General features: G+C 65.0%; 30 protein-coding genes. 11 read left to right on the forward strand and 19 right to left on the reverse strand.

The features are described from left to right. Window positions 1-2: 2 nt before the first annotated feature. Window positions 3-2585 carry an EAL domain-containing protein gene (locus tag ACT17R_RS01350; RefSeq protein WP_444808832.1) on the reverse strand — a complete coding sequence of 861 codons (2583 nt, stop codon included), beginning with the start codon at window positions 2583-2585 and terminating at the stop codon, window positions 3-5. 211 nt (window positions 2586-2796) lie between these two features. On the opposite strand from ACT17R_RS01350, the gene ACT17R_RS01355 reads away from it, so the two are divergent. After that, the gene (locus ACT17R_RS01355; RefSeq protein WP_444808833.1) at window positions 2797-3828 is read left to right on the forward strand and encodes a fatty acid desaturase family protein; all 1032 of its coding nucleotides are present in this window, start codon (window positions 2797-2799) and stop codon (window positions 3826-3828) included. Here the strand turns inward: ACT17R_RS01355 and ACT17R_RS01360 are convergent. From ACT17R_RS01360 to ACT17R_RS01380, 5 genes are all read right to left on the reverse strand, one after another. Further along, complete coding sequence (locus tag ACT17R_RS01360) at window positions 3807-4595, reverse strand: HvfC/BufC family peptide modification chaperone (RefSeq protein WP_444808834.1); 789 nt, start codon at window positions 4593-4595, stop codon at window positions 3807-3809. The two genes, ACT17R_RS01355 and ACT17R_RS01360, sit on opposite strands and share 22 nt — an antisense overlap. Then, window positions 4588-5439 carry an MNIO family bufferin maturase gene (bufB, locus tag ACT17R_RS01365; RefSeq protein ID WP_444808835.1) on the reverse strand — a complete coding sequence of 284 codons (852 nt, stop codon included), beginning with the start codon at window positions 5437-5439 and terminating at the stop codon, window positions 4588-4590. The genes ACT17R_RS01360 and bufB overlap by 8 nt, the downstream gene beginning before the upstream one ends. A 60-nt stretch (window positions 5440-5499) precedes the next feature. Then, window positions 5500-5784: a BufA2 family periplasmic bufferin-type metallophore gene (bufA2, locus tag ACT17R_RS01370; protein WP_062902734.1), complete on the reverse strand. Its 285-nt coding sequence runs from the start codon at window positions 5782-5784 to the stop codon at window positions 5500-5502. An 86-nt stretch (window positions 5785-5870) separates the two neighbouring features. Beyond that, window positions 5871-6356 (reverse strand): asparaginase domain-containing protein, encoded by a 486-nt coding sequence (locus tag ACT17R_RS01375; protein ID WP_263587435.1) that lies wholly within the window; start codon window positions 6354-6356, stop codon window positions 5871-5873. Continuing rightward, a complete protein-coding gene (locus ACT17R_RS01380; RefSeq protein ID WP_444808836.1) occupies window positions 6353-7954 on the reverse strand; it encodes a lysine--tRNA ligase in 1602 nt (533 codons plus the stop codon). The genes ACT17R_RS01375 and ACT17R_RS01380 overlap by 4 nt, the downstream gene beginning before the upstream one ends. A 118-nt stretch (window positions 7955-8072) precedes the next feature. On the opposite strand from ACT17R_RS01380, the gene ACT17R_RS01385 reads away from it, so the two are divergent. Next, window positions 8073-8441: a PilZ domain-containing protein gene (locus tag ACT17R_RS01385; RefSeq protein WP_186402290.1), complete on the forward strand. Its 369-nt coding sequence runs from the start codon at window positions 8073-8075 to the stop codon at window positions 8439-8441. A 4-nt stretch (window positions 8442-8445) separates the two neighbouring features. Here the strand turns inward: ACT17R_RS01385 and ACT17R_RS01390 are convergent, their stop codons facing one another. After that, the gene (locus ACT17R_RS01390; RefSeq protein WP_444808837.1) at window positions 8446-8880 is read right to left on the reverse strand and encodes a hypothetical protein; all 435 of its coding nucleotides are present in this window, start codon (window positions 8878-8880) and stop codon (window positions 8446-8448) included. Window positions 8881-9004: 124 nt separating this feature from the next. On the opposite strand from ACT17R_RS01390, the gene ACT17R_RS01395 reads away from it, so the two are divergent. Both ACT17R_RS01395 and ACT17R_RS01400 read left to right on the forward strand, forming a co-directional pair. Then, the gene (locus ACT17R_RS01395; RefSeq protein WP_444808838.1) at window positions 9005-11752 is read left to right on the forward strand and encodes an ATP-dependent DNA helicase; all 2748 of its coding nucleotides are present in this window, start codon (window positions 9005-9007) and stop codon (window positions 11750-11752) included. 70 nt (window positions 11753-11822) lie between these two features. After that, the gene (locus tag ACT17R_RS01400) at window positions 11823-12374 is read left to right on the forward strand and encodes a SixA phosphatase family protein (RefSeq protein WP_062902740.1); all 552 of its coding nucleotides are present in this window, start codon (window positions 11823-11825) and stop codon (window positions 12372-12374) included. Window positions 12375-12430: 56 nt separating this feature from the next. On the opposite strand, the gene ACT17R_RS01405 is transcribed toward ACT17R_RS01400, so the two are convergent. Next, window positions 12431-12799, reverse strand: a complete 369-nt coding sequence (locus ACT17R_RS01405; RefSeq protein ID WP_444808839.1) for a hypothetical protein — start codon at window positions 12797-12799, stop codon at window positions 12431-12433. A 325-nt stretch (window positions 12800-13124) separates the two neighbouring features. Between ACT17R_RS01405 and ACT17R_RS01410 the strand changes: the two genes are divergently transcribed. Then, the gene (locus ACT17R_RS01410) at window positions 13125-14657 is read left to right on the forward strand and encodes a class I adenylate-forming enzyme family protein (RefSeq protein WP_186402294.1); all 1533 of its coding nucleotides are present in this window, start codon (window positions 13125-13127) and stop codon (window positions 14655-14657) included. Window positions 14658-14693: 36 nt separating this feature from the next. On the opposite strand, the gene ACT17R_RS01415 is transcribed toward ACT17R_RS01410, so the two are convergent. From ACT17R_RS01415 to rpmF, 5 genes are all read right to left on the reverse strand, one after another. Then, window positions 14694-15083 carry a MerR family transcriptional regulator gene (locus tag ACT17R_RS01415; RefSeq protein ID WP_186402295.1) on the reverse strand — a complete coding sequence of 130 codons (390 nt, stop codon included), beginning with the start codon at window positions 15081-15083 and terminating at the stop codon, window positions 14694-14696. Between the two features lie 14 nt (window positions 15084-15097). Continuing rightward, complete coding sequence (locus ACT17R_RS01420) at window positions 15098-15391, reverse strand: integration host factor subunit alpha (protein WP_003047685.1); 294 nt, start codon at window positions 15389-15391, stop codon at window positions 15098-15100. A gap of 171 nt (window positions 15392-15562) precedes the next feature. Continuing rightward, window positions 15563-16528 carry a beta-ketoacyl-ACP synthase III gene (locus ACT17R_RS01425; protein WP_444808840.1) on the reverse strand — a complete coding sequence of 322 codons (966 nt, stop codon included), beginning with the start codon at window positions 16526-16528 and terminating at the stop codon, window positions 15563-15565. Then, window positions 16525-17559, reverse strand: a complete 1035-nt coding sequence (gene plsX, locus ACT17R_RS01430) for a phosphate acyltransferase PlsX (RefSeq protein WP_444808841.1) — start codon at window positions 17557-17559, stop codon at window positions 16525-16527. Before plsX ends, ACT17R_RS01425 begins: the two co-directional genes overlap by 4 nt. A 22-nt stretch (window positions 17560-17581) precedes the next feature. Further along, window positions 17582-17761, reverse strand: coding sequence for a 50S ribosomal protein L32 (rpmF, locus tag ACT17R_RS01435; protein ID WP_003047695.1), 180 nt, complete (start codon window positions 17759-17761; stop codon window positions 17582-17584). Between the two features lie 344 nt (window positions 17762-18105). Here rpmF and ACT17R_RS01440 point away from each other — a divergent pair, with 344 nt between their 5' ends. Then, window positions 18106-18546, forward strand: coding sequence for an MAPEG family protein (locus ACT17R_RS01440; protein WP_186402296.1), 441 nt, complete (start codon window positions 18106-18108; stop codon window positions 18544-18546). Window positions 18547-18570: 24 nt separating this feature from the next. On the opposite strand, the gene ACT17R_RS01445 is transcribed toward ACT17R_RS01440, so the two are convergent. After that, a complete protein-coding gene (locus tag ACT17R_RS01445) occupies window positions 18571-19236 on the reverse strand; it encodes an MBL fold metallo-hydrolase (RefSeq protein WP_186402297.1) in 666 nt (221 codons plus the stop codon). A 256-nt stretch (window positions 19237-19492) separates the two neighbouring features. On the opposite strand from ACT17R_RS01445, the gene ACT17R_RS01450 reads away from it, so the two are divergent. Then, complete coding sequence (locus tag ACT17R_RS01450; RefSeq protein ID WP_062903246.1) at window positions 19493-19768, forward strand: TFIIB-type zinc ribbon-containing protein; 276 nt, start codon at window positions 19493-19495, stop codon at window positions 19766-19768. A gap of 84 nt (window positions 19769-19852) precedes the next feature. Here the strand turns inward: ACT17R_RS01450 and ACT17R_RS01455 are convergent, their stop codons facing one another. From ACT17R_RS01455 to ygfZ, 3 genes are read right to left on the reverse strand one after another with little or no spacing between them, the layout of a single operon-like run. Next, the gene (locus ACT17R_RS01455; protein ID WP_062902748.1) at window positions 19853-20404 is read right to left on the reverse strand and encodes a retropepsin-like aspartic protease family protein; all 552 of its coding nucleotides are present in this window, start codon (window positions 20402-20404) and stop codon (window positions 19853-19855) included. A 35-nt stretch (window positions 20405-20439) separates the two neighbouring features. Beyond that, the gene (locus ACT17R_RS01460; RefSeq protein WP_444808842.1) at window positions 20440-21417 is read right to left on the reverse strand and encodes a hypothetical protein; all 978 of its coding nucleotides are present in this window, start codon (window positions 21415-21417) and stop codon (window positions 20440-20442) included. Window positions 21418-21446: 29 nt separating this feature from the next. After that, window positions 21447-22181 (reverse strand): CAF17-like 4Fe-4S cluster assembly/insertion protein YgfZ, encoded by a 735-nt coding sequence (ygfZ, locus tag ACT17R_RS01465; RefSeq protein WP_263587443.1) that lies wholly within the window; start codon window positions 22179-22181, stop codon window positions 21447-21449. A 59-nt stretch (window positions 22182-22240) separates the two neighbouring features. On the opposite strand from ygfZ, the gene pyrC reads away from it, so the two are divergent. Continuing rightward, window positions 22241-23263 (forward strand): dihydroorotase, encoded by a 1023-nt coding sequence (gene pyrC / locus ACT17R_RS01470; RefSeq protein ID WP_186402300.1) that lies wholly within the window; start codon window positions 22241-22243, stop codon window positions 23261-23263. A gap of 22 nt (window positions 23264-23285) precedes the next feature. Here the strand turns inward: pyrC and rarD are convergent, their stop codons facing one another. Both rarD and ACT17R_RS01480 read right to left on the reverse strand, forming a co-directional pair. Next, window positions 23286-24203: an EamA family transporter RarD gene (gene rarD / locus ACT17R_RS01475; protein WP_444808843.1), complete on the reverse strand. Its 918-nt coding sequence runs from the start codon at window positions 24201-24203 to the stop codon at window positions 23286-23288. 11 nt (window positions 24204-24214) lie between these two features. Then, complete coding sequence (locus tag ACT17R_RS01480; RefSeq protein WP_288990189.1) at window positions 24215-24436, reverse strand: hypothetical protein; 222 nt, start codon at window positions 24434-24436, stop codon at window positions 24215-24217. Window positions 24437-24612: 176 nt separating this feature from the next. Here ACT17R_RS01480 and ACT17R_RS01485 point away from each other — a divergent pair, with 176 nt between their 5' ends. From ACT17R_RS01485 to ACT17R_RS01495, 3 genes are all read left to right on the forward strand, one after another. Continuing rightward, on the forward strand, window positions 24613-25017 hold the full coding sequence (locus ACT17R_RS01485) for a glycine zipper 2TM domain-containing protein (protein ID WP_062902753.1): 405 nt from the start codon (window positions 24613-24615) through the stop codon (window positions 25015-25017). 178 nt (window positions 25018-25195) lie between these two features. Then, window positions 25196-25747 (forward strand): GNAT family N-acetyltransferase, encoded by a 552-nt coding sequence (locus ACT17R_RS01490; protein WP_062902754.1) that lies wholly within the window; start codon window positions 25196-25198, stop codon window positions 25745-25747. Continuing rightward, entirely contained in the window at window positions 25744-26184 is a 441-nt protein-coding gene (locus ACT17R_RS01495; protein WP_062902755.1) for a DUF1330 domain-containing protein, read from the forward strand. The genes ACT17R_RS01490 and ACT17R_RS01495 overlap by 4 nt, the downstream gene beginning before the upstream one ends. Window positions 26185-26236 lie beyond the last annotated feature (52 nt).

Genomic DNA, 26236 nt, shown 5'->3' on the forward strand with positions numbered 1-26236 from the left:
GATCAGGCGGCGCGGTCGATCCGCCCGCCTGTCCGGCGTTCCTTCGCCCCGGCGCCGCCGACCAGCGCGCCGATGTCGACCATTTGTGCAAAACGGACGCCGACGCGGTTCCCGTCGGACCAGCGCGCTTCGGCGTCCATCACCACATCAGCGCCGAATTCGATCAGCAGCGACGTTCCTGCGGGGACATTCCACAAACCTTCGATCAGCGCGCCGCGCGACGACAGATTGCGCACAATCGCTTCATAGCGATAGCCGCCGCTCGCGATCTGGATCGTCCGGAAGGTCCGCATCCGCGCTTCGCGCGCGCTCTTGTAACCCTGCGCGACCGCCTTGCCATAGCCGTCGGCAAGCAAAGCCAGCACTTCCTCGACGGTCATCGGCTTGCCGTAGATATAGCCTTGGACATGGCTGCAGCCGAGGCCGCGGATCAGCGCCAGATCGTCGTGCGTTTCAACCCCCTCGGCGGTGGTTTCCATCTTGAGCGCCGTCGCCAATCCGACGATCGACGAAATGATCGCGGCATTCATGCTGCTGGGATCGGCCGCGCCGAGCACGAAGCTCTGGTCGATCTTGATCTTGTCGAACGGCGCCTTCTTCAGATAGCCGAGCGCCGAGTAGCCGGTGCCGAAATCGTCGAGGGCTAGCCGTACCCCGGTGCGCTTCAACCGTTGGAACATCTCCAGATTTTCGGGACTTTCGTCGAGGAAGACACCTTCGGTAATTTCCAGCTCGAGCTGATCGGGACGAATACCCGCGGCCGCGACCGCGCTGAGGATCGTCGCGGGCAGTTTTTCATTGGCAAACTGTCGCGGCGACACATTGACGGCAACGCGATACTCCTGCCCCAATCGCGCAATCGTGGCGCAGGCGGTGCGGATGATCCATTCGCCGATCGGGACAATCAGGTTCGATTCTTCGGCGATCGGAATGAACTTAGAGGGGCTGATGACCGCATCGCCGCCCTGTTGCCAGCGGATCAGCGCCTCGAAGCCGCTGATGCGTTCGCTGCAGACATTGACGATCGGCTGGTACAGCAGCTTCAGTTCGTCCTTCGCCAGCGCATCGCGCAGCGCATCTTCGATCGCCTTGCGCTCGCTTGCCTGATTATGCATCGCGTCGGCATAGAAGCGATAAACCCCGCGCCCGGCGTCCTTCGCCGCATAGAGCGCAAGATCGGCGTTGCGCACCAGCGCCGACGAGCCGATCCCGTCGCTTTCCGAAATGGCGATGCCGATCGACGATCCGATGCGGATGCGCTCGCCCTCGATCAGAAAGGGCTTGGCAAGGCTCAGGATGATCGCATTGGCGATCCCCGCGAGCTTTTCGACCTGGGTGATCTGGGGCAGCACGATCTGGAACTCGTCGCCGCCCAGTCGTCCCACCTGCCCTTTGTCGCCGACGACCTGCGTCAGCCGCGCCGCGACCTGTTGCAGCAATTGGTCGCCGACCGGATGCCCCATCGTGTCGTTGACCGCCTTGAACCGGTCGAGGTCCATCAGCAGAAGCGCGCAGGGCTGCGCCTGCCCGAGATGATTCTTGAGCGCGCGCTCGAGCAGATCGGTGATTTGCAGGCGGTTCGCGAGGCCGGTCAGCGTATCGTACCGCGCGAGCTGATTGATCTGCTGTTCGGACTTGCGCTTTTCGGTGAGGTCGGTGCCGCTGCCGCGAAAGCCCTGGAAATTGCCGAGCGCGTTCGAAATCGGATGGCCTGAAATCGACCACCAGCGCTCCTCGCCCGCGACCGCTGCCTGGACCGTCAGGTCGTTGAACGGCGTCCGCGACGACAGGCTGAAGCCCAGCGTGCGCTCCTCGCTCTCGTCGGCGCCGCCGCGCTTGCGGATCATGTCGGTAAACGGGCGCCCGAGCAGATCTTCGGCCGGCCGATCGAGCTTCGCCGCGACGGTCGGCGAAATATAGACGAGGTCGCCGTTGCGGTCGGTTTCCCAGAACCAGCCGCGTCCGGCACGCTCGAAGTCGCGCATCAGCCCAAGCGCCCGCTGCTGCTCGCTTCCCGACTGGCGTCGCACGCGCGTCGCGCGCCGCTGATGCCGGACATCCTCGCGCATCATCACGACCAGCATTCCCAGGAAGATGATACCCGCAATCCCGAACGGCCAGGACGCGATACCGACCGCGCCGCCGATCGCGGTGCCGCCGGCAAAGGCAAAGAAGGCCGGACGCACAATCGCCGCCGCGGCCGCGGCTACGAGGACGGTACCAAGCCGGATTGCCGAAAAGGCATCGAGGTGGGACAGCGCGTCAGGCGTCGCGAGTGCTGCGAAGGTGCCGATGGAAACGAAGAATGTTCCTGCGCCGACCAGCGCAAGCGAGGCTGCGGCAAGCGTCGGCAGCCATTCGGTCCGGTGCGCCCAGCGCAAGCGCGAGCATTGGCCGATCACGGTAAGCGCGACATCGCACAGCAGTCCAGCCACCAATGTGGCCCATTGCAGCGGATGCGATAGGAAGCCCGACAGGCCGGGGACGAAAGCGAAAGCGAAGAAGGCCACGGTCCGGCCGATCAGCACATAGTGCCACAGCTGCGCGACGCGCATCATGCGCCCCACGAATTCGGGGGTCTGCAACAGCGATTCGTTGTCGGATGACCCGCCGCTTGCGCCCCGGCTGATGCTGTGCCTAACCCCCAATGTGTTTGCCAATCCCGCTATCTGGTTCCGCCAGCCGCTCTGTCGCCGACGGGGTTTCCAAATCCTTACCGCGGGCGGATCGTTAACCCCATTGCTGTGCCAAAATGGAAGGGGTTGGGTTTCGCTTCGCAACGGGTTACAGCGGGACATGCCCGCCGTCCGCCTCTTGCCGCCCGATCGCTTTTTCGACCGCCAGCAGTGGGCGGCGATCACCAAGCCCTCCGCCTGGTACGGTATCTGGCTCGTCGCGCACGGCTGGATCGTCAGCGTCGCTGCCATCGGACTGGCGGCGTGGAGCGGCAATCCCCTGGCCTGGCTGCTCGCCATAATCATTGTCGGCGGACGCCAGCTCGGCTTTGCGATCCTGATGCACGACGCCGCGCACGGCGCGCTGCACCCCGATCGCAAGATCAACAATTTTCTGGGGCAGTGGCTCACCGGAGCGGCGGTGGGGTCCGATCTGATCGCCTATCGCACCTATCATCTCCAGCACCACAAATATACGCAGCAGGCCGAAGACCCCGACCTTGCGCTGTCCAAGCCATTCCCGACCACCCGCGCCAGCCTGATGCGCAAGATCAACCGCGACCTGACCGGACAGACATTTTTCAAACAGCGCGTCGCCCAATTCCGCTTCGCGCTCGTCGGATTGAAGGCGATGCTTCGCGGCGAAAGGGCGGAGAAAAGAGGCGCGAGCACCAAGGCGGGCACGCCGTTCAACAAGCAATCCGACGACGGCGTAACATCGCCCATGATCGATCTTGCCGGCGCGATGACGGTCACACGGTCCGTCGGCCGCTTTCTACTCGTTCAGGCCATACTGCTCGCGGCGTCGCTGCTGCTCTACGGCTGGACGCCCTATCTGCTCTGGCTTGCCGGACTGGCGACGACCTTTCAGCTCTATCTGCGCATCCGTAACATCGCCGAACATGCCTGCACCGCGACGGGAAGCGACGATCCCTTCAGCCACGCGCGCACGACGCACGCCGGCTGGCTCGCGCGCGCGACGGTTGCGCCCTATTGGGTGAATTATCATGCCGAGCATCACCTCTTCATGGGCGTGCCCTGCTATCGCCTTCCGCAAGTCCATGCCGCGCTCGGCCGCGCCGGCAAGCATGATGCGATGACGATCGCGCCGAATTACGCTGCGGTACTGCGTCAAGTTGCCTCTGCGGCCTGATCGGCCAGTATCAGCACGCCGTCGGCAAGCCACCGGGCGAGCAGCGCGGCCAGAGTTTCCATCGCGGTCGCCTCCCCAACTTCGTCCACTAAATGCGCGCTGATATCCGCGAAACTGGCGCCGCGCCCGATCCGCACCAGCGCAGCCGCCTCAACCCCGGCAAGGCTGCGAAACTGCGGCTGCAGCCCGCTGCGCCACACCAGCACATCGACAGGCGGGTCAAGGACCGCGAGCGCCGGAGGGGCTTCGCCGGCGCCGAGGGCGCTCCACAGGGCGGCGCTGTTATGGTGCATGGTGAGCAGCCGCGCCGAGGGATGCAGCGCTAGGCCGGCCCCGATCCATCCGTCGCCGAGCACGCCGATCGCGCCGGCATCGAGCGGCGATGCGTCGGGCGCGTCGAAGGCGTGGCGCAGGGCCCAGTCCAGCCGGGCAAGTTCGGCCAATTCGCCGTCTTCCGGAAAATGATGCGCGATAAAGCCGGGCAGCGCGGCGCCGTAATAGCGCAGATTTCGGGTCGTCGACGGGTGCGCCTTTACATAGGCATCGGCGATATGGCCAAATTGCGCATCGCCCAGATAGGCATGCAGCCGCTCGAAATGATCGGCGAGGACGCCGGTCAGGCTCACGCGGTAGTTGTTGCGATAAATGCCGATCCGGCGGGCCGCGCCGACGCGCGCGTCATCGACAATCAGGGCTTCGGCATCCGCATCCTCGCCCATGATCGCGGCGAGAAAGCGTTGCTGGATGGCGTACAGTGCGTCAGCCACCGACCGGCTCCAGCGCCGCCTGCGCCAGCTTGCGGGCCCGTTCGAGTTCGGACAACAGCGCCGCCAGCGGCGGAATGTCGTCATCGCGTTCGATCATCGTCGCGACGGGGCCGACCATCGCAATGGCGCGGGCATAGAGATCCCATACCGCATCGCATACCGCTGCATCGTGCGTGTCGATGACATAATCGCCCATGTCGCTGTGGCCCGCGAGATGGATTTGCTGGATACGCCCGGCGGGCAAGCCGCTCAGATAGTCCAGCGGATCGAAGCCATGGTTACGCGCGCTGACGTAGATGTTGTTGACGTCGAGCAGCAGCAGGCAGTCGGCGCGATCCGCCATTTCAGCCAGAAAATCCCATTCGCTGCGATCGGAGGCGCGAAAGCTGACATAGCTCGACGGATTCTCGATCAGGATCCGCCGCCCCAGATAATCCTGCACGCGGCCGATATTGTCGACAACGCACTGCAATGTCGGTGCGTCATAGGGCAGCGGCAGCAGATCATGGCTGTTATGCGCGTTGATCCCGGTCCAGCACAGATGATCCGAGATCCAAAGCGGATCGACCCGATCGGCGAGCGCCTTCAGCGCTGACAGATAGATGTGGTCGAGCGGCTCGTCGGACCCGATCGACAGCGACACACCGTGCATGACGATCGGATAATCGGCGCGAATCCGGTCGAGCGTCGCCATCGGGCGTCCGCCCGGCACCATATAATTTTCCGATATGATCTCCAGCCACTCGACCGGTTGGCGCCGCGCCAGGAAATCGGGATAGTGGGCGGGGCGCAGTCCCAGACCAAAGCCGGGCGAAGGGATCGCGATCTGCTGATCTTGAGACATGACCGGGCTCGATTATTCCCTCCCGCACGGAGCCGGAGCGCCGCGCGGGAGGGAATGGCATCAGCCGACGTCGCCGATGACGCCGCCGCCGGTCAGGCACTTGGCGGCGGCCATGGCCTTGAAACCATGGCCCTTGCATTCATTCTGACCCTTGCATTCGTTGGCCGAGGTCTTGCAGTCGGCCGTGCCCTTGCAGCTGTTGACGCCATAGCAATGCACGGTGTCCTTGGCGCCGACCGCGGCGCCCGAGCTGCCGGCAGGCGCCGGAGCGGCCAAAGCGGCGCCGGCAAGCGCGAGGGCGGTGGCCGAAGCGGCGATGGCAGCGGCGAATTTCGTGTTGGTCATACTATCCTCCGAAGACGGGATGGAGGGACAATATGTCCGTCCATGCTCCTATATTCGGAGACGCGCGCGCGAGGTTACAGCCGGGGCTATTCGCCCGCCGCGACGAAACGGCCGCCCGCGCGGTCCTTCACCGTGGTCTCGGGATCGAAGATCATGCCGTTCATCGCGACATAGACGTCGGGCGGCAGCGTCTGCACTGCCGCCAGCGCAAAGCCCACATTGAACTCGGCGTCGCTTGCCCGCACCGATGCGGGCTGCATCGCGCCGGTCAGCACAATCGTCTTGCCCGCGATTCCCGCCAGCGCCCGGCCGGTCACGACCATCGTGTCGGTGCCATGCGTGACGAGAACATGTGCCGAATCGCTCGCGGCGACCGCAGCGCGGATCGCCTCGCGGTCGGCGTCGGTGAGTTCCAGGCTATCCTTGCGCATCAACTGGGTGACGCGGTGGGGCACATGGACATTATTCTCTCGCAGCATGTCGGGGATCGCCGCCGGGCCGATCTGGAACTCTGACAGCGCGTCGAAATAGACTTTGTCGATCGTCCCGCCGGTGGTGAAGATGTCAATCATGCCAAGGCTTCTGCAATCAGGCGCCGCGTGTTGTCGATCCCGAACAGCGCGATGAAGCTACCCATTCGCGGACCTGCGCTCGACCCGAGCAGCGTTTCATAAAGCGCCTTGAACCAATCGCGCAGATTTTCGAAGCCATAGGCTTCGTTCTTGCCGATCTCATAGACGATATTCTGGATATCGTCGGCCGACGCATCGACATGCAGCGCCGCGAGCCGCTCGTCGAGTTCCTTGAGCGCAGCGCCCTCGCCCCCCACGGGCTTGCGGCGCTTCAGCGTCGGGGCGACATAGTCGCGATTGTACGCCATCGCATTGTCGATCAGCCGGTCGAGTTCGGGCCAGGTCGCCGCGTCGGCGCCCGCGACATATTGACCGAGGTAGCGCCAGATTTGGTCCTTCGCCGCATCGGCGCCCATCACGGCGACAAGGTTGAGCAGCAGCCCGAAGGTCACCGGCAGCACCGCGTCGGGCACATCTTCGCCGCGCGCGACATGGACGTGATGCACGGGGTTACCCAGCTTCTTGTCGGGTTCCTGCGCCGGATAGCTTCCGCGCATCTGCAGATATTCGTCGACCGCCTTCGGGATGACGCCGATATGAAGCTGCTTCGCCGCCTTGGGCTCGCGATAGGCATAGAAAGCCAGGCTCTCTTCGCTGCCATAGCTCAGCCATTGTTCGATCGACAGGCCATTGCCCTTCGACTTCGAAATCTTCTCGCCCTTTTCGTCGAGGAACATTTCGTAGATCAGCCCCTCGGGCTTGCGTCCGCCTAGCGCCTTGGCGATCTTGCCCGACTGGATGCCGCTGTCAGTCAGATCCTTGCCATACATCTCGTAATCGACGCCGAGCGCGACCCAGCGCATCGCCCAGTCGACCTTCCACTGCAGCTTGGCACCGCCCGACAGGATGCTGTGGGTGATCGTCTCGCCCTCATCCTCGAACGATACGAGCCCCGCATCGGGATCAACAACCGTCACCGGCACCTGCAGCACGATCCCCGACTTGGGGCTCACCGGCAGAATCGGCGAATAGGTCGCGGCGCGCTCGGCACGCAGCGTCGGCAGCATGATGTCGAGAATATCCTGATTGTGGCGCAGGACATTCTTCAAAGCATCGTCGAACGCGCCCGACAGATAGCGTTCGGTCGAGCTGACGAATTCATATTCGAAGCCGAAGCGGTCGAGAAATTCGCGCAGCATCGCATTGTTGTGATGCGCAAAACTCTCATATTTGCCGAAAGGATCGGGAATCGCGGTGAGCGGCCGACCCAGATGCTCGCGCAGCATGTCGCCGTTCGGCACATTGTCGGGAACCTTGCGCAGCCCGTCCATATCGTCGCTGAACGCCACGAGGCGCGTCGGCGCGCCGCCCGTCAGCGTTTCATAAGCGCGCCGCACCATCGTTGTGCGCAGCACTTCGTTGAAGGTGCCGATGTGCGGCAGGCCCGACGGACCATAGCCGGTTTCGAACAGCACCGGCGCGCCGCCCGGCTTGCCGTCGGGATAGCGTTTGATGAGCTTGCGCGCTTCCTCGAACGGCCAGGCCTTGGACGTTTGCGCGGGCTCGCGCAGCGAAGGATGAAGGTGCAAGTCGGTCATCGGGCGCCCATAGCGGCAAGCGCCCCCGAATCGAAAGGCAAAATTGTCCGCACACGGCAACGGAACCGCGCCAGACATGGTTACGCCAAATTAACCACGTCCGTCCTAGCCTCGGGCCATGACGAGTCCCCACACTCCCATCACCCGCGCTCACAAGCGCACCCCGGTCACGATCGAGGTGATCGTCAACGGCGTGCTCAACCAGATCGAAGGGCGCATCTGCGACCTTTCGGAAGGCGGCGCCCGCATCGACGGCGCGAGCATGCCGGCGCGATCCCGCTGCGAAATCCACTATGGGGGCCAGGTCGTCTATGCGATCGTCATGTGGTCCGAATTCGACCGCATGGGCGTGCGCTTTCCCTACGAGCTGTCGCACGGACCGCTGTTCAACGCACTCGAACGCGCACGCGGCGCCGCCAGCGCGCATCCTGCGCAGATATTTCTGTCCAACCGCAGCGCAGGTTTCGGACGCCGCGGGCTGAGCTGAGCGATCAGAAGGGCGCGATGGTGACGCCGTCGCGCTCATTGTCCCAGATCATCGCCATGATACGCCACCCGCGTTCGGGATCTTTGAATAGCTGGATCGAATTGATGCCGCGCCTCTCGGGCAGGGGGTCGTCGAGCGCCGAACGCGCTTCATAAGCGCTCCATACGTGCGCCATGTTGCCGAGTACGTCGATCCGCCGCGCAATTTCGAGCTCAAAGAAATCATTCTCGGCAAAGAAGGGCGTCGTATCGCGAGCATAGTCGGCGAGGCCCATGCTACGAAATATCGCGCGGCCATCGGCACCGACACCCGTTCGTATCTGACGGGCATCGGGATGGAAGCAATTATCCTGGCGCGACCAGTCGCGCGGCCCCTTCGGGCCCGAAATCATCGCATACATTTCGTCGACCACCGCGCCGATCGCAGCCTCTTCACCCATTGTGTCGCCCCTCTCATCTATCGCCCGCCGAACGATGGTCGTTTTTCACGCCGCTGCAACCCGAAAGCGTGTCACATTGATTGCCCGCCTTGCCGCGTTCGCCTTTTGTGCCTAGCGTGGGGCAATGGCGCCCGATCCGCTCTCCCTCCCCGCAATCCACGCGAGCCATGTCGGCATCTGGATCGCCGACGCCTCGGGCCGCGTCCAGCGCGTCGGACGCGGCGAAGCGATCGCGGCGGTCGCCGCAACTCCGCATGTCCTGCTCGGCGCGACGCTGACAGGCGACCGGCTCGGCTATCCCGAGCTGTCGGGGCTCGATCTGCTCGAACTCTTCGCCTTCCTGTTTCCCGCGCGCTTTGCGGTGCCGACGCCGGCGGGCATCGCCGCCGCGATGGACATCGCCCCGCCCGCTAGCGAAGCCGATGTTGCGGCGTTCCTGCCGCGCGCCGCCGCAGCGATGCTTGATCGCGCGGGCGATGCCGCGTGGCCCGAGCGCGAGGGCGCGTGGCACGGCCTGCAGGCGCTGTCGCGCCAGCGCTGGCCGTGGGCGCCGCTTCTGCAGCCCCGCATCGGCGCGCCCGAACGCAGCGAGCGCTGGCTGTTCGCGCGGCTGCCCGAATGGGAGGAAGCTGCCCCGCGCCCGCAGCCGCGCCAGGTAACGGTCAATCCCGACGATGTGACCGCCCGGCTCGACCGGCTCACCGGCGATGGCGCCGAACGCCGTGCGGGACAGCGCGACTATGCCCGCGCCGCCACCGCGATCTTCGAACCGCGCGAACGCCGCGACCGACCGCAGATGCTGGTCGCCGAGGCGGGCACGGGGATCGGCAAGACGCTGGGCTATCTCTCCCCCGCCAAGCAATGGATCGATCAGTCGGGCGGCAGCGTCTGCGTGTCGACCTATACCAAGGCGCTGCAACGCCAGCTCGCGCGCGAAACCGAGCGGTTGTATCCCGATGCACGCACGCACCGCGAAAAGGTGGTGGTGCGCAAGGGACGTGAAAATTATCTCTGCCTGCTCAATCTCGAGGATGCGCTGCAAGGCGGCTTTTCGGGCCGCGCTGCCGTTCTGGCGCAGCTCGTCGCGCGCTGGGCCGCGTATACGCGCGACGGCGACATGGTTGGCGGCGATCTGCCCGGCTGGCTGCCCGCGCTGTTCCGCCGCAACGGCACGACCGCGCTGACCGATCGGCGCGGCGAGTGCATCTATGCGGGCTGCCCGCATTTCCGCAAATGCTTCATCGAACGCTCGACCCGCGCGGCAGCGCAGGCCGACATCGTCATTGCGAACCATGCGCTGACGATGGTGCAGGCCGCCCGGCCCCGCGACGGCGGCGCCCCCGCAACGCGGCTGATCTTCGACGAAGGCCACCATCTGTGGGATGCCGCCGACAGTATGTTCGCCGCTGCGCTCACCGGGCAGGAAGCGATCGAGATCCGCCGCTGGGTGTTGGGGCCGGAGGGCAAGTCGCGCGGCCGCCGCCGCGGTCTCGCGGCGCGGCTGGCCGATGTCGCAAGCTATGACGAGGCTGGCGACAAGGCGATTCACGCGGCGATCGAGGCCGCGGGCCAGCTTCCCGGCGACGGGTGGCTCGCGCGCATTGCCGAGAACGACCCCTGGGGCGCGATCGAGCGGCTGCTCGTCGCCGCACGCGGGCAAGTCTATGCACGCGGCACCGATCCGAAAAATGCCGACAGCGGCTATGGCCTTGAAACCGAACTTGCCGATCCCGGCCCCGATCTGGTGGCGGCTGCCGCCGACGCGAGCGATGCGATCGAGGCGCTGCTGCGGCCGCTGATGACGCTCGGCAAGCGGCTCGACGCGTTGGTCGATGATCCGCCCGACTGGCTCGACGGACAGGCCCGCGCCCGCGTCGACGGCGCCCGCGCCAGCCTCGGCACGCGCATCGACACGCTCGGCGCGTGGCTGTCGCTGCTCGGGCGCGTCGGCGGCCCGGCCGATCCCGACTTTGTCGACTGGCTGGCGGTCGACCGCTTCGACGGGCGCGAATATGATATCGGCCTGCACCGCCACTGGCTCGATCCGGCGCGCCCCGTCGCCGATATTGTCTACGCGCCGGCGCAGGGCGTGCTTGTCACCTCGGCGACGTTGCGCAGCGGCGCGCAGGCGACCGGCGATGCAGGAAGCGGCTGGACTGACGCGGATATCCGCACCGGCGCACGGCACATCGACGGCGGCGTCCGCCATTTCGCGGTCCCGAGCCCGTTCGACTATGCGCGGCAGGCCGAGGTGCTGATCGTCACCGACATCGCGCGCGGCGATCTTCCCGCCCTTGCCGGCGCCTACAGCCGCCTGATTGAAGCATCGGGTGGCGGCGCGCTCGGCCTGTTCAGCGCGATCCGCCGGCTGCGCATCGTCCACGCCCGCATCGCCGACCGCCTCGCGCGCGCCGGGCTGCCGCTCTACGCCCAGCATGTCGACCCGCTCGACACCGGCACCCTCGTCGACATCTTCCGCGCCGATCCACACGCCTCGCTGCTCGGCACCGACGCGCTGCGCGACGGAGTCGACGTGCCCGGTGAATCGCTTCGGCTGGTGATCATGGAAGGGGTGCCATGGCCACGCCCGACGATCCTTCACGCGGCGCGGCGCGCGGCGCAGGGCGGCGGCGCCTATGACGACGGCGTCATCCGGGCCCGCATCGGGCAGGCGTTCGGCCGCCTGATCCGCCGCGCCGACGATTTCGGACAGTTCGTCATGCTGTCGCCCAGTTTCCCGTCGCGGCTGCTCAGCGCCTTTCCCGCCGGGACGCCCGTCCGCCGCCTGCCGCTCGACGAGGTTGTGAACCATGTTGCGGCGGCGAACGGCGAACAGCGAAAAAGAGCGTTTGCTGCCTTTTCACCGTCATGAGTTTCCGGCAGAAGGCAGCGCAGCAAGGCTATTGGGCTTAGGGGCTGGCGCAGCGGCGCGGGGAGAGATTTTGAAGACTTTGACTATCCTGCGTCATGCGAAATCGGGCTGGGACGCGACCGTTGAACGCGACTTCGACCGCCCGATCAACGCGCGCGGCCGTCGCGGCGCCGAACTCGTCGGCCAATATGCACGGCGGCACGCGATGGCGATCGACCGCATCATCGCCTCGCCCGCGGTGCGCGTGACTGAAACGCTCGATCTGTTTCAACCTGCCGCGGGAATCGATGCAATCGAACCCGATTGGGACCGCCGCATCTATCTTGCCTCGTCTGCGACGCTGATCGATGTAATCCGCGACATGGGCAAGGACTCGCAGAATTTGCTGATCTCGGGCCATAATCCGGGGCTGGAGGACCTGATCCTCGAACTCGTCCCCGAATCGCCCGACGACGAACTGCGCGCCAAGGTCGAGGAGAAACTGCCGACATCGGCACTCGCCCGCCTCGAACTCGACATCGCCGACTGGCGCGACCTCGATACAAAGAGCGCGCGTTTCGTCGCTTTCATCCGACCCCGCGACCTCGACGCATCACTGTCCCCCGCGATGGACGACGACTAAGGGATTTGACAATTGTGGGGTGGAGAACCGCCACAAGCCTTACCTTCAGTTCGATCTCATGCAATTCCGTGTTCGGCGACTTTGATTAGCAGGTCGGCACCTTCTTTACGGTTAGCTGTTTCTGGCATTCCCTTGCTTATGAGATCGCCAAGCTTCTCTGCGAGAGGACTGCATTTCTGAAAGCGATACAGATTCGCTTCACCGTTTGCAGGTTCAATATCGGTGGACCGCCAACCCGCTCTTTCCATGTCGCTTTTCAAGCACTTCCAATGGACTTCGTGTGCCTCAAACACGACGAAGTTGCTTTGCTGCATTTTTGAGCCCGCAAAATGTTCAAATAGTGGTCTAGCAAGCCAGATAACCCCGACTGCCAGCACTAGCGCCAATGCCACGACCAGTTCGATCCAGTCGATTAACAGTTCCATCACATCGAGACCTCTTGTTAATTGGCTACCCGTATGACGACCAAGGACTAAGGATTTCCTACGTCAGCAATCTGCCGATACTGTTGAAAAAGTCAGCCGCGGCGAGGCGTCCGTCGAATTTCAGTAGGAATGATTTATGAAGCCTCGCTGCACGAACGATCGACGGCGGCGGTATCCGGATGATAGAGGGCGACGGGCAACTTCGTGTCGCCTTCTGTCACCTTCCCCGATGGATGCATCGTTCTCCCCTGCCGTGACGCAACTTCTTGTCGCGCCGCCGCCCCACCGGCATTGCACCGCCCCCCTGCTGTGCTAACCGGTTGCCATGACCAGTATCGAATTGCTTGACAGCGCCTTCGCCACCCTGCCCGATCTCGTTCGCGCCCATGCCGCCGAACGTCCCGATGCCGTAGCGGCCGCAGACCCGGCGCGGCGATTGAGCTGGTCCGAACTGGATCAGATGGCCGACCGAATCGCCGCGCGGTTGCAGCAGGATGGGCTGGCGAAGGGCGACCGGACCGCGATTGCGGGCCTGAACAGCGTCGAACAGATGGCGGTCATTCTCGGCACGCTGCGGGCCGGCGGCGTCGCCGGGCTGATCACCAACAGCGCGACGGGCGAGCAAATGGCAGCGATGATCGCCGATACCGGCGCGCGCCACCTCTTCCTCGACAGCGCGGCGTCCGCAAGCCTCGAAGGCCAGACGGTCACAGCCAGCGATCGCATCGCGATGGACGGCAGCGACGTCGGCGTCGCGCTGGTCGAATGGATGGCGCCCGCAGGCACCACACCTGCAGCGGTCCCGATCGATCCGCTCGACGGCTTCAATATCATCTATTCGTCGGGGACGACCGGAACGCCGAAAGGGATCGTCCACAGCCACGCGATGCGCTGGCAGCACATCCAGCGCGGTGTCCCGGCCTATGGCCCTGACGCGGTGACGATCCTGTCGACGCCCCTCTATTCGAACACGACGATGGCAAGCTTTCTGCCCACGGTCGGTTCGGGCGGTCAGGTCGTGCTGATGAAGAAGTTCGATGCCCGCGGGTTTCTGGAACTGGCAGAGCGCGAACGCGCCACGAACACCATGCTCGTTCCCGTCCAGTATCGCCGCATCATGGCGCTCGAAGATTTCGACCGTTTCGATCTGTCCAGCTTCGTGATGAAATATTGCACCTCGGCGCCCTTCGCCGCCGCACTCAAGGCCGATGTGCTGAAGCGCTGGCCAGGCGGCCTCGTCGAAATCTATGGGATGACCGAAGGCGGCGCGGCCTTCATTCTCGAGGCGCATCAATTCCCCGACAAGCTGCACACCGTCGGCAAGCCCGCACCGGGCCATGTCGCAAAGGTCATCGACGAAGAGGGGCAGGAACTACCGCAAGGGTCGGTCGGCGAAATCGTCGGTCGCAGCCCGGCGATGATGACCGGCTACAACAACCGTCCCGATGCAACCAAGGCGATGCACTGGCACGATGCGGAGGGGAATCTCTTTTATCGTCATGGCGACATCGGCCGCTTTGACGAGGACGGTTTCCTGACGCTGATGGACCGCGCCAAGGACATGATCATTTCGGGCGGGTTCAACATCTTCCCGAGCGACCTCGAGGCGATCCTGCTTGCCGACGAGCGCGTGGTCGAGGCGGCGGTGGTCGGCATGCCGAGCGAGGAGTGGGGAGAAACCCCCGTCGCTTTCGTTGTGCTGAAACCCGACGCCGATGCGGAAAGCGTGCGCGCCGATTGCAACGCCAAGGTCGGCAAGACCCAGCGGCTGAGCGCGATCACCACCGTCGACGAACTGCCGCGCAGCCCGATCGGCAAGGTGCTGAAGCGCGAATTGCGCGACGCCTACGCCCGATAGGCGGGCCGCGGGTCGTTCAGATGGGGCTTGGCTGGCTCAGCGCAGTGCAGCCGCCAGCCGCTCCCGCAGTGCCACCAGCGCCGCCACCGGAATGCCCTTCGCTTCGCTGTGCGTCGCCCGCGCGACCGGGACATCGCGGGGTGTCGCGGCAGCGCCGTCGGGTTCCGACGACAGCGCCTTGCGGGCGCCATCGACCGTATAGCCCTTGACGTGAAGCAGGTGATGGATGCGCTCCGCCAGCGCAATATCATCGGGCCGGTAATAGCGCCGACGGCCCGACCGCTGGAGCGGCCGAAGCTGCGGAAAGCGCGTTTCCCAGTAGCGCAGGACGTGGGTCGGCACCCCGATGCGGTCCGCGAGCTCGCCAATGGCAAGCATCGCTCCGACCGCCTTGCCGTCCCCGTTGCGGCTATCGTGATCGCCCATCGGATACGACTGGCTTATTTGCCCGCAACGCGGGCGCGCATCGCCTGGCTGGCGCGAAAGGTCATCACCCGGCGCGGGAGGATCGGAACCTCGATCCCCGTCTTGGGATTGCGGCCGACGCGTTCGGCCTTGTCGCGCAGCACAAAGGTGCCAAAGCCCGAAATCTTCACATTCTGGCCCGCGGCCAGCGCGTCCGACATATGCGCGAGAATCGATTCGACGATCGTCGCCGATTCGTTTCGCGACAGGCCGACTTGCTGATTGATGCGCGCGGCAATGTCGGCGCGGGTAAGCGTTCCTGCTGTCATAATTGACCCCTCCCCTCCTGAAGCGGATGCACAAGAGGAACCCAGACAGCCCCCACCGTCGCGAGTCCCAAGATTATATGTAACAAAAGCGAATTAATCCGCCAAACTTAAACGGATGGAGCGTGGAGTTGATGCGACGAGCGTCGAACGCCCGTTCGTGGACTGCAAAAACTAGACGCGCAGGACCGCCGCACCCCAGGTAAAGCCGCCGCCCATCGCCTCCAGCACGACCAGATCGCCGCGCTTGATGCGCCCGTCGCGTACCGCAAGATCGAGCGCCAGCGGGACCGACGCCGCCGACGTATTCGCATGCTGATCGACCGTCAGCACGACTCGGTCGGCGGGCAGGCCCAGCTTTTTCGCGGTTGCGTCGATGATGCGCTTGTTCGCCTGATGCGGAACGACCCAGTCGATATCCTCCGCCTTCAGCCCGACGTCGGCCAGCACCTCGCCCAGCACACTGGCAAGATTGGTGACGGCATGGCGGAACACTTCGCGGCCCTGCATCCGGACATGGCCAACGGTGCCGGTGGTCGAGGGACCGCCATCGACATAGAGCATGTCGCAATATTGCCCCTCGGCGTGCAGCCGCGTCGCGAGGATGCCCTGGTCGTCCGCCACGTCCTTTGCCGACAAGATCACCGCCCCCGCACCGTCGCCAAACAGGACGCAGGTCGTGCGGTCCTCCCAGTCGAGGATGCGACTGAAGGTTTCGCTGCCGATCACCAGCGCATGTTCGGCCGCACCGGTGCGCAGCATCGAATCGGCGATCGAGACGGCATAGAGAAAGCCCGAACAGACCGCCGCCACGTCGAACGCGATACAGTCTGGCGCGCCGAGGAGCGCCTGGACCTTGGTGGCGGTGGCGGGGAAGGTGTTGTCGGGCGTCGCGGTCGCGACAATGAGCAGGCCGATGTCCGCAGGCGACAAACCCGCCGCCTTCAGCGCCTCGCGCGCCGCATCGGCGCCCAGCGTCGCTGTCGTTTCATCGGGTTCGGCGATATGGCGAAAGCGGATACCGGTGCGTTCGACGATCCATTCGTCGCTGGTATCGACGCGTTCGGCCAGTTCGGCGTTGGAAACGCGGGTGCGCGGGAGCGCCGAGCCGGTGCCGGCGAGGACAGCGCGCCGGGTCATGCCGCGCCGTCGCTGCGGAAATTGGCAAGATCCTCGGTCACCTGGCGTGTAATGTCCTTTTCGACGAGTTCGGCGCACAGATGCACCGCGTTCGCGACGCCCTTTGCATCGGCGCTGCCGTGGCTCTTGAGTACCACGCCGTTGAGGCCGAGGAATACCGCGCCATTGTGATTATTGGGGTCGAGATGGTGGCGCAGCAGTTCGGTCGCCGGCCGCGAGATCAGGAAACCGATCTTCGACCGCACCGACGAGGTGAAGGCGCGCCGCAGCAGATCGGTCACGAACCGCGCGGTGCCTTCGATCGTCTTGAGCGCGATATTGCCCGAAAAACCGTCGTGGACGACGACGTCGACATTGCCGCGCGACAGCTTGTCGCCCTCGATGAAACCCGCGAACTCCATCGGCAGCCCCGTAGCATCGCGCAGGATCGCGGCGGCGTCGCGAATTTCGTCGGTGCCCTTGAGCTCTTCGGTGCCGATATTGAGCAGCGCGACGCGCGGACGCTCCAGCCCCATCGCGGTGCGCGCATAGGCAGCGCCCATGACCGCGAACTGGACGAGGTTGTTGGCGTCGCAGTCGGTGTTCGCGCCGAGATCGAGCATGACGACGTCATTGTCGCCGAGCGATGGCAGCAGCGCCGCGAGCGCCGGCCGGTCGATGCCGGGCATAGTGCGCAGCGCCAGCTTCGACATCGCCATCAGCGCGCCGGTGTTGCCCGCCGAAACGGCGCCGCCGGCATCGCCGCGCTTCACCGCATCGATGGCGAGCCCCATCGAGCTGCCGCGGCCGCTCCGTAGCGCCTGGCTGGGCTTGTCCTCGCCGGACACGACCTTGTCGGTGTGGATGATGTCCGACGCGGCGCGCAGATTGGGGTGATTGTCGAGCGCAGCCTTGATCTGCTGCTCGTCGCCGACGAGCAGAAACCGCAGGCCGTCGTGCCGGTGGCGCGCCATGGCCGCGCCGGCGAGCATCACGCGCACGCCGACGTCACCGCCCATCGCATCGATCGCGATTCGCGGTGTAAGGCTCATACCAACGCCCTCCGGCTAATGCTTAGGCGCCAGCCGAAACCACTTCGCGGCCGTTATAATGGCCGCAGGCGTTGCAAAGGTTGTGCGGACGCTTCAGTTCGCCGCAGTTCGGGCATTCCTGATAGGCCTCGACCTTCAGGCTGTCGTGGCTGCGACGCATGCCGCGCTTCGAGGGCGAGGTTTTTCGCTTGGGGACGGCCATTTTAAATCCTGCATTCTCAAATGTTTATACGAATCGGCAAACCCGGTGTTGTCACCCCCCGATGCCGGGGAATGACTGGCCCGCCCGCCGCGCCGAAAACCATAACTGCCTTGGAACTGCAGTATAATCTTCCGCCGGAAGGTGCCTCAACGCCTGATGGTGTCGGGTGCCGGATCGGGCGCGGCTATAGCGTTTTTGCCCGCAAAGGCAACCCCCTCGCCGCGCGTCGGAGTACGGGCGGATGCTCCTTCCCCGTCGCCCCTTGCCGCGGACGCGCGCCGGTGCCACATCTGCACCCGGTCGCGCCAGCACGAGCGCCGGCCGATAACAAGAGGGGGAATCTCATGTTCATGTTGCCGATCAGCCTGACCATCGCCGCGGGCGCCGCCCTGCTCAATCTCTGGCTCGCGACCCGGGTCGGGCGCGTGCGTGGACAGGAAAAAGTCTCGATCGGCGACGGCGGCAACGACAGGCTGATTCGCCGCATGCGCGCGCAGGCCAATTATGTCGAGAATACGCCCTTCGTCCTGATCCTGCTTGCGCTGATCGAACTGGGGATCGGCTCGTCGATCTGGCTGTGGGCGGTGGGCGCGCTCTATCTCGTCGGGCGCATCCTGCACGCGGTCGGCATGGACGGCATGATGTGGGGCCGCATGGTGGGCACCGTTATCACCATGCTGACCCTGCTCGGGCTTGCGATCGCCGCGCTGCTGTCGGTCTATCTGACCCCGACGAAATTCGTCAGCACCGAAGTCACCGAAACCGTCGCCATCCAGCCGCAATAGAATGACGCAAGCAGGGCGGCCGCTTCAGCCGCCCACAACGCCGTCGGCGACATAGGGATTGGTGCGCCGCTCCTGCGCAAAGCTGCTGTGCGGACCATGGCCGGGCAGGAAGATGGTATCGTCGCCGAGCGGCCACAGCTTGCCGGTGATCGAATCGATCAGTTGCTGGTGATCGCCGCGCGGAAAATCGGTGCGGCCGATCGACCCCTGGAATAGCACGTCGCCGACGATCGCGAGCTTCGAGGGGCCATGATAGAAAACAACGTGGCCGGGGGTGTGACCGGGGCAATGGATGACGTCGATCGTCAGATTGCCGACCTTCACCGTATCGCCATCGACCAGCCAGCGGTCGGGCTCGAACACCTCGCCCGTCATGCCGAAGCGCGCGCCATCCTCGCCCAGCCGCTCGATCCAGAAACGATCGTCCTCGTGCGGCCCTTCGACCGGCACGCCCAATTCCCGGGCGAGCACCCCCGCCTGCCCGCAATGATCCATATGACCGTGGGTGACGAGAATCTTTTCGACCTCCACCCCCGTCTGCCGGATCGCCTCGCGCAGCTTGGGCAGGTCGCCGCCGGGATCGACGAGCGCCGCCTTGTTGGTTTCGGTGCACCACAGGAGAGTGCAATTCTGCTGAAAGGCGGTGACCGGGATGATGGCGGCCCTGAGCGGCGGGTTGGGAGCGTTCATGCTCGCAGATGTGGGGAAATGCCGCGCAAATGGCAAGCAGGCGCGAGCCCTGAAGAAGAACCGCCCGCGACCGATGCCGCTGCGTCAGGACTTGAAGGTTCCCGGACAGTCCCCATTTATCCGGTGCGGGCCGGGCCCCTCTGGCGATCCCAGGATCGTGATGTCGGACCGCATCGAGCGTGCTCGGTGCGTGATCGGCCATGGCCTTCGCTCTCCGCGCATCCTCGATGGATCGAAATCTTTCCACGAGGTGACCATGACATCTGCCCACAATATGCCCTGCCCCATCTGCAAGGTTCCGCTCGCGATGAGCGACCGGCAAGGCGTTGAAATCGACTATTGCCCGCAATGCCGCGGGGTATGGCTCGATCGCGGCGAACTCGACAAGATCATCGAACGGAGCGCTGCCGAAGCCGCGCCCCGCCCGGCAGCGCCGCAGGCCACGCCGCCGCCAGCTTACGGCCATGGCAACGACTATCGCCGCGGCTACCCCAAGCGGCGCAAGTCATTCCTGGAAGAATTGTTCGACTGATTCCCGGCGACGGGCGCGCCATTCGGATGGCGCGTCCGTCGTACTTTAAGCCGACGGCGAATACCCGGCGACTGGCTTGGCGTCCTAGCGCAGCGTCATTGTGTCGCCTTCGACATTCACCGCAGCGAGCTTTGCAAGATAGCTTTGGCCGAGCAGCGACACCCCCATGTTGGCATCGACCACTGCCGCCTCGACATTGCGGATCGTGATGCCGTCGACCTCGACACTGTCGAGAAGGACCGTCCGCATCGGCACCGTGCCACCCGCGGTCTGGGCGGTGCCGCCGATCGGCAGACGGTCGACATCGATGCCGATCGCCTCGGCATCGTTCCGCGTCAGCGCGACGAGCGATGCGCCGCTGTCGACCAGCATGCGAACCTGCCTGCCCTGGACACGGGTGTCCGCATAGAAGTGCGAATCGGATGCCCGCCGGATCCGGACTTCGCTGGGCCGCGAGGCGGCGTCGCTGGCAGTCACGGCGGCCTTATCGCGCGCGCCGGTCGTCCAGTTGCTCTCGCCGGCATAAGGATCCACAGGCGCTTCGGGCACATCGGCGACCTGCCGGCCGGCGATGCTCGCCATGCCGATCGATATGCCCGCGATCCCGGCTACCAGGGTAATGAAACGCCTCACCATGCCCGGTTTATTCGCAAATCGGGGTTGGAGAATGGTTAAATGGCGCCGCGATTTTGTGGTTCGGCAAGACCGCCTTCCGCCTGATCGATGAAGGCGCGCCATTGCGGCTCCCCGCCGCGGATGCTGTAGGCGATCCGCGCGCAGGCATAGGGGCGTCCCGGCCGGTTGTCGGCATCGAAGGCGGCGATCGGCCACAGGCGTTCGGCATCGACACGATCGGACCAGCACACGATCGCCTCGGCCTCCTGTCCCGCATCGACCAGCGCCCGTTCGCCCGCATCGAGCGTGGCCGCGTCCCAACCCAAAATCACGCGCTGCAGCTTCGCCGGAGCGCGCAACGCCGATGCAAAGGGGCTTGCCTGCGCGCCGAGCAGGCGCTCGACCCGCGCGCGGTCGGCGGCGGCCAGCCAGCGCCCGCCAAGCAACGGCACCCATTGCTTCGGATCGCCCGAGCGCAACGCGGGAAACAGCGCATCGGCCGCCGCGGAAAAGCGCGCCGTCCACGGCGAATCCGCAGCAAGCGGGCGAAGCTTCCATGCAGCCGGCGCGACGTCGGCGCGCAGTCGCCGTTCCACCGGCCGGTCACGAACCCTGTCCGCCCCCACGATGTCGAGCGTCGGCGCCGCTTCGGCCGCGCATTGCACGCCCGTGCAGCGCGCCGTCAGCGCGGTCAGGTGCAGCCATTGGGGCATCGACGCACGCGGCGCACCGGAATTTCCCGCATCGACAAATTCGCGCGAGGCCGGGTCGAAGACCATCCGCGCGGGCCCGCCGCGCATCGGGCGGCCCGGTACGTCGCCGCGATAGGCGATCGACACCCCGGCATAGATGGCGCCCACATCGGCGTAGAGGCGGCCGTTCCACGCGATGGCCTCGAGCTGCACGCAAAGCCCCGGCTCCGCCGCAGCGGTTTCGGCCAGCGTCATCGTGCGCGCATGATCGTCCGGGCAGGAGGCCGGACCGGCGGCGGCCAGCGCGGCGGGAGCAAGCAGGGCGAGCGGTGCGATCATCATTCCCCTCTACCCCGCCCGCGCTGCACCGGTCATGAACCGGGCGAAAGAAGGGCGCTGTGCATCCAGGCGGGTGCTTTCGCCGGATCAATGCCCTCGACGCGCCGATGCTCCACCGACCAGCCGAGTTCGGGATAGGCGATGACCTGACGCTTTTCGTCGGCTTCGGCGATCGGCACGACTATGAGTCGACGATTGACCTTCTGCCGCCAGTTCATCCGCGCGGTATTTTCCTGTCCGACGTAGCAGCCCTTGGAAAAGCTGACGCCGTTCAATTCGGCGGCATTGCATTCGAGCCACAGCGTCGTGCCGTCGCCGAGTTCGGCCCGCCCTTCGGTGACGCCGAGCGCCAGGCGGTACGCGCGCCATGCCGCCTCGACGCCCGCCGCGCCGCCTTCCTCGGCGGGAGCGAGCCAGCGCTGCCCCAATTCGGCAAGCCGCGGGTCGACGACGCCAAGATCGCCCTCGGGCGCCCAGTGAACCCGCAAAACCTCCTCGCGCTCGATCGTAATCGCGCGGCGCAGGCGATAGAGCGTCAGGCGCCGGGTCAGATCGTCCGCTGCCGCCGCCTCGCAATCGATCAGCACATCCGCCTCGTCGGCCCAGATCAGAAAATCGAACAGCGCCTTGCCCTGTGCGGTCAGCAGCGCCGCCCAGACCGGCAGATTGCCCGACACATCATTGGTGACAAGGCCTTGCAGAAAGCCGCGGACATCATCGCCCGACAATCGGATCAGCGCGCGGTCGTTGAGGGTGGTATTGGCCATGCCGATAATTTAGGGGCGGGGCAGCCAAAGCCAAGCCACGATTTGCCCGAGGGCCCGCCATGACCGATCGCCTGACCATACGCCGCCCCGACGACTGGCACGTCCATCTGCGCGATGGCGCGATGCTGGCGCATGTCACGCCCTATACCGCACGCCAATTCGCGCGGGCGATTGTCATGCCCAATCTGTCGCCGCCGGTGACGACCGTGGCCGAGGGCCGCGCCTATCGCGAGCGGATCGTCGCAGCGATCCCCGCGGCGCTCGATTTTACCCCGCTGATCGTCGCCTATCTGACCGATGGCACCGATGCGGAGGAAATGGCGCGCGGCCACGCCGAGGGCGTGTTCACCGCCGCCAAGCTCTACCCCGCGCATGCAACGACGGGCAGCGCCCACGGCGTGACCGATGTCGCGAACATCATGGGCGTGCTCGAACGCATGGCCGATATCGGCATGCCGCTCCTGATCCACGGCGAAGTCACCGACCATGACGTCGATATCTTCGACCGCGAGGCGGTATTCATCGATCGCACGCTCGCACCGCTCGTCGCGCGGCTGCCCGAACTCAAGATCGTGTTCGAACATATCACGACGGCGGAGGCGGCGCAGTTCGTCGCCGATGCGCCCGCCAATGTCGCCGCGACGATTACGCCGCAGCATCTTCACATCAACCGCAATGCGATGCTGGTCGGCGGCATCCGTCCGCACGCCTATTGCCTGCCCGTCGCCAAGCGCGAGCATCACCGGCTCGCGGTGCGCGCCGCCGCGACCTCGGGCTCGCCCAAATTCTTCCTCGGCACCGACAGCGCGCCGCACGCGGTGCATACCAAGGAAGCGCCGTGCGGCTGTGCCGGCATTTTCAACGCCCCCTTCGCGCTCGAAAGCTATATCGCGGCGTTCGACGAAGACGGCGCGCTCGACCGGTTCGAGGGTTTTGCGAGCGAACATGGCCCGCGCTTCTATGGCCTGCCGCTCAATCAGGGGACGATCACGCTCGAACGCGGCGCGACCGTGGTTCCCGACCGGATCGGCGATGTGGTGCCGTTCCATGCCGGAGAAACGCTCGGCTGGCGGATCGTCTAAACCCTAGGCGATCTCATAGGCCCTAGGCGATCTCGACCATCCGGTCGGCGCGCATCTTGCGCCACATGTCGAAACTGAACACCGCAATGCTGATCCAGATCAGCAGGAAGCACGCCAGTTGCACGGGCTTCAGCGGTTCGGCGAAGACGAACAGGCTGAGCAGGAATTGCAGTGTCGGCGCCAGATACTGGACGAAGCCGAGCGCTGCATAGCTCATCCGCCGCGCGGCGGTGGCGAAGAGGAGCAGCGGCACCGCGGTGACGATTCCCCCGGCCATCAGCAGTAGGCTGATTTTCGGGTCCGATCCGAAACCGCGCCCGTCGCCGATCCACAGATACCAGGCCGACGCCGCGAGCGCCAAGGGCATGAGCAGCGTCGTTTCGATCGCGAGGCCGGGCAGCGAGCCCACGGGCACCACTTTTCGCAGCAGCCCATAGAGGCCGAAACTGAAGGCGAGCGTCAGGCTGATCCACAGCGTATCGAGCGCACCGCCGAGCAGGATCGCCACCCCGACGGCGGCGATCGCGACCGCCACCATCTGCAATCGCGACAGGCGCTCGCCCAGGAAGACCATTCCCAGCATCACATTGACGAGCGGATTGAGATAATAGCCGAGGCTAGCGGCGAGGACATGATCGGTGAAGATCGAATAGATATAAACGAGCCAGTTCACTGCGATCAGCAGCGCGCTCGCCAACAGCATGCGCAGCACCCGCCAATCGCGCAAGGCGACAAGATAGTCGGCGATCTGCCGCCGGAATGCCATGATGAAGAAACAGAGCGGCAGCGACCAGACGATGCGCTGCGCCAGCACCTCGACCGGCGGCACGCTCGCAAGCAGCTTGAAAAACAGCGGGACGAAGCCCCAGATGCCATAGGCGGCGAGCGCGAAGGGCAAGCCGTTCTGCTGGCTCTCCGACGGAGCGGCGTGCGCTGACATTCTATGCGCGCTTAGAGCAGACCGCCGCCGAGCATCAGCCGGACGACGCCGACGACGATCACGACGATGTTCAGATTGCGCCCGCTCGTGCGGCTCGACATCGCGCCAAGCGCGAGCCCGACCACGGCGATCGGGATGATGCCCCAGTTCGCCCAGCCCAGAAACGGAATGAACGCGGGGATCGCGAGAATCAGCGCGACCAGACCGATGAAAATCGAAGCAATGTTCAGCATTTCCAATGTTTCGCACGCCGCCGGACGGCGGACAAGTGCCTTTCGGTTCGTCGATGACAGCACTCATTTCGTCTTGTTGCCGAAGGTTCATGCAACGCTGTGCGGACCCTTCTCGTTGTTTCGGGTGAAGCGCTCGTTCCTGAACGGTCGAGGCGCGAACCAGGAAAGGACAGGATATGGCTATTCTTACCAAAGGCATGATGGGCGCAATTGCGGCCGCCAGTGTCGTCGCGACCGCCCCCGCCTATGCCGGCATGGCAAGCGCCGTTCCGGCGCAGGGCTTGCACAAGAGCGAAATCACCGCTGACTTTTACAAGCGCAAGCATCACGACCGTCGCTATTATGCGAGCCGCGACCAGCGCGTCGGCGCCAACACGCGGATCTGGCGCGGTAACGACGGCCGATATTACTGCAAGAAGGACAATGGCACCACCGGCCTGCTGATCGGTGCCGCGGTCGGCGGCCTTGCCGGTCACGAAATCGCTGGCCGAGGCGACAAGCTGCTCGGCGTGGTTCTCGGCGCAGGCGCCGGTGCGCTCCTCGGCCGCGAGATCGACCGCGACAAATATCGCTGCCGCTAATTGACAGAAACCGTCCGGGTGCGGGTCCGAGACCCCTCCATCCGCACTCTGTGATGGCGAGGGCGTCGGTTCGAACCGACGCCCTCAAGGCCGATCGCGCGTTCGCGGTGCGTGTTTCAGCTTGCCCGCCAGCCTCCTTTCTCCCAGAAGCGTTGGCCACTGCTGCGGGAGAATATCGATGCTAAACGGCCCTCTGCTCGTTACCGAGCGGCTGATCCTCCGCCCGCCCGCGACTGAAGATTTCGACGCTTTCGCCGAAATGTGCGCCGAAGAAGACACGATGACCTTCATCGGTGGCAGCTGCGCCCGATCGCAGGCGTGGCGCCAATGGTGCACGCTCGCGGGGGCATGGCATATCCGCGGCTTCTCGATGTTTTCAGTCCTCGAACGCGCAAGCGGCGAATGGGTCGGGCGGCTCGGACCGTGGGAGCCCGACGGCTGGCCCGCGCCCGAGATTGCCTATGGCGTGCGCGCCAAATTCGCCGGGAAAGGCTATGCGTTCGAGGGGGCGGTCGCCGCCTGCGACTTCGCGGTCGAATTCCTCAAATGGCCCGAGCTGATGCACAGCATCGCCCCCGACAATGTCCGCTCGCAGGCGCTGGCCAAAAGGCTGGGCGCGACCAACAGTGGCCCGACGCACCTCCCCGCCCCGTTCGAACAGACCCGCGTCGACGCCTGGACGCAGAGCGCCGAGGCATGGCGGGGCAAACGCAAGGAGTTCCAGCCATGAGCGATCGTCACATCGACCCCGAACGCGCGCAGTTCGACACTTTCAAGGCATTGCCGCGCGATACGCCGATCCACATGCTCAACCTCGTCCGCTTCAAGGACAGGGCGACTTATCCGGACGATCACCCCCTCGCCGGCAAGGCACTGACCGGCGCGGAAGCCTATGCCAATTATGGCAAGGACAGCAGCGCCGTTTTTTCGCGCGTCGGCGGCAGTGTCGTTTGGAGCGGCATGATGGAGGCGATGGTGATCGGCCCAGCAGATGAACATTGGGACGCGATGTTCATCGCCCGCTATCCGAACAGCGGCGCCTTCATGGAAATGGTCACCGATCCGGTCTATCGTCAGGCGGTTGTCCACCGTCAGGCGGCGGTCGAAACCTCTCGCCTGATCCGCTGCGCGAGGAATCCGTCTCGGTCCGAGACAGTTTTCGGCTAACAAAGTCTTACCAATTAACGCTTTTTGCTCACATCTTCTTAACCAGCTTCCG

The sequence above is a fragment of the Sphingopyxis sp. Q841 genome, assembly GCF_052384365.1.
GTDB lineage: Bacteria > Pseudomonadota > Alphaproteobacteria > Sphingomonadales > Sphingomonadaceae > Sphingopyxis > Sphingopyxis terrae_A.

Bases quoted from the DNA above. Each gene is read 5' to 3' on its own strand.
- ACT17R_RS01355 (WP_444808833.1), top strand. From the start codon at position 2,797: ATGCCCGCCGTCCGCCTCTTGCCGCCCGATCGCTTTTTCGACCGCCAG.
- bufB (WP_444808835.1), bottom strand. From the start codon at position 5,439: ATGTCTCAAGATCAGCAGATCGCGATCCCTTCGCCCGGCTTTGGTCTG.
- bufA2 (WP_062902734.1), bottom strand. From the start codon at position 5,784: ATGACCAACACGAAATTCGCCGCTGCCATCGCCGCTTCGGCCACCGCC.
- ACT17R_RS01375 (WP_263587435.1), bottom strand. From the start codon at position 6,356: ATGATTGACATCTTCACCACCGGCGGGACGATCGACAAAGTCTATTTC.
- ACT17R_RS01380 (WP_444808836.1), bottom strand. From the start codon at position 7,954: ATGACCGACTTGCACCTTCATCCTTCGCTGCGCGAGCCCGCGCAAACG.
- ACT17R_RS01385 (WP_186402290.1), top strand. From the start codon at position 8,073: ATGACGAGTCCCCACACTCCCATCACCCGCGCTCACAAGCGCACCCCG.
- ACT17R_RS01390 (WP_444808837.1), bottom strand. From the start codon at position 8,880: ATGGGTGAAGAGGCTGCGATCGGCGCGGTGGTCGACGAAATGTATGCG.
- ACT17R_RS01395 (WP_444808838.1), top strand. From the start codon at position 9,005: ATGGCGCCCGATCCGCTCTCCCTCCCCGCAATCCACGCGAGCCATGTC.
- ACT17R_RS01405 (WP_444808839.1), bottom strand. From the start codon at position 12,799: ATGGAACTGTTAATCGACTGGATCGAACTGGTCGTGGCATTGGCGCTA.
- ACT17R_RS01410 (WP_186402294.1), top strand. From the start codon at position 13,125: ATGACCAGTATCGAATTGCTTGACAGCGCCTTCGCCACCCTGCCCGAT.
- ACT17R_RS01415 (WP_186402295.1), bottom strand. From the start codon at position 15,083: ATGGGCGATCACGATAGCCGCAACGGGGACGGCAAGGCGGTCGGAGCG.
- ACT17R_RS01420 (WP_003047685.1), bottom strand. From the start codon at position 15,391: ATGACAGCAGGAACGCTTACCCGCGCCGACATTGCCGCGCGCATCAAT.
- ACT17R_RS01425 (WP_444808840.1), bottom strand. From the start codon at position 16,528: ATGACCCGGCGCGCTGTCCTCGCCGGCACCGGCTCGGCGCTCCCGCGC.
- plsX (WP_444808841.1), bottom strand. From the start codon at position 17,559: ATGAGCCTTACACCGCGAATCGCGATCGATGCGATGGGCGGTGACGTC.
- rpmF (WP_003047695.1), bottom strand. From the start codon at position 17,761: ATGGCCGTCCCCAAGCGAAAAACCTCGCCCTCGAAGCGCGGCATGCGT.
- ACT17R_RS01440 (WP_186402296.1), top strand. From the start codon at position 18,106: ATGTTCATGTTGCCGATCAGCCTGACCATCGCCGCGGGCGCCGCCCTG.
- ACT17R_RS01445 (WP_186402297.1), bottom strand. From the start codon at position 19,236: ATGAACGCTCCCAACCCGCCGCTCAGGGCCGCCATCATCCCGGTCACC.
- ACT17R_RS01450 (WP_062903246.1), top strand. From the start codon at position 19,493: ATGACATCTGCCCACAATATGCCCTGCCCCATCTGCAAGGTTCCGCTC.
- ACT17R_RS01455 (WP_062902748.1), bottom strand. From the start codon at position 20,404: ATGGTGAGGCGTTTCATTACCCTGGTAGCCGGGATCGCGGGCATATCG.
- ACT17R_RS01460 (WP_444808842.1), bottom strand. From the start codon at position 21,417: ATGATGATCGCACCGCTCGCCCTGCTTGCTCCCGCCGCGCTGGCCGCC.
- ygfZ (WP_263587443.1), bottom strand. From the start codon at position 22,181: ATGGCCAATACCACCCTCAACGACCGCGCGCTGATCCGATTGTCGGGC.
- pyrC (WP_186402300.1), top strand. From the start codon at position 22,241: ATGACCGATCGCCTGACCATACGCCGCCCCGACGACTGGCACGTCCAT.
- rarD (WP_444808843.1), bottom strand. From the start codon at position 24,203: ATGTCAGCGCACGCCGCTCCGTCGGAGAGCCAGCAGAACGGCTTGCCC.
- ACT17R_RS01480 (WP_288990189.1), bottom strand. From the start codon at position 24,436: ATGCTGAACATTGCTTCGATTTTCATCGGTCTGGTCGCGCTGATTCTC.
- ACT17R_RS01485 (WP_062902753.1), top strand. From the start codon at position 24,613: ATGGCTATTCTTACCAAAGGCATGATGGGCGCAATTGCGGCCGCCAGT.
- ACT17R_RS01490 (WP_062902754.1), top strand. From the start codon at position 25,196: ATGCTAAACGGCCCTCTGCTCGTTACCGAGCGGCTGATCCTCCGCCCG.
- ACT17R_RS01495 (WP_062902755.1), top strand. From the start codon at position 25,744: ATGAGCGATCGTCACATCGACCCCGAACGCGCGCAGTTCGACACTTTC.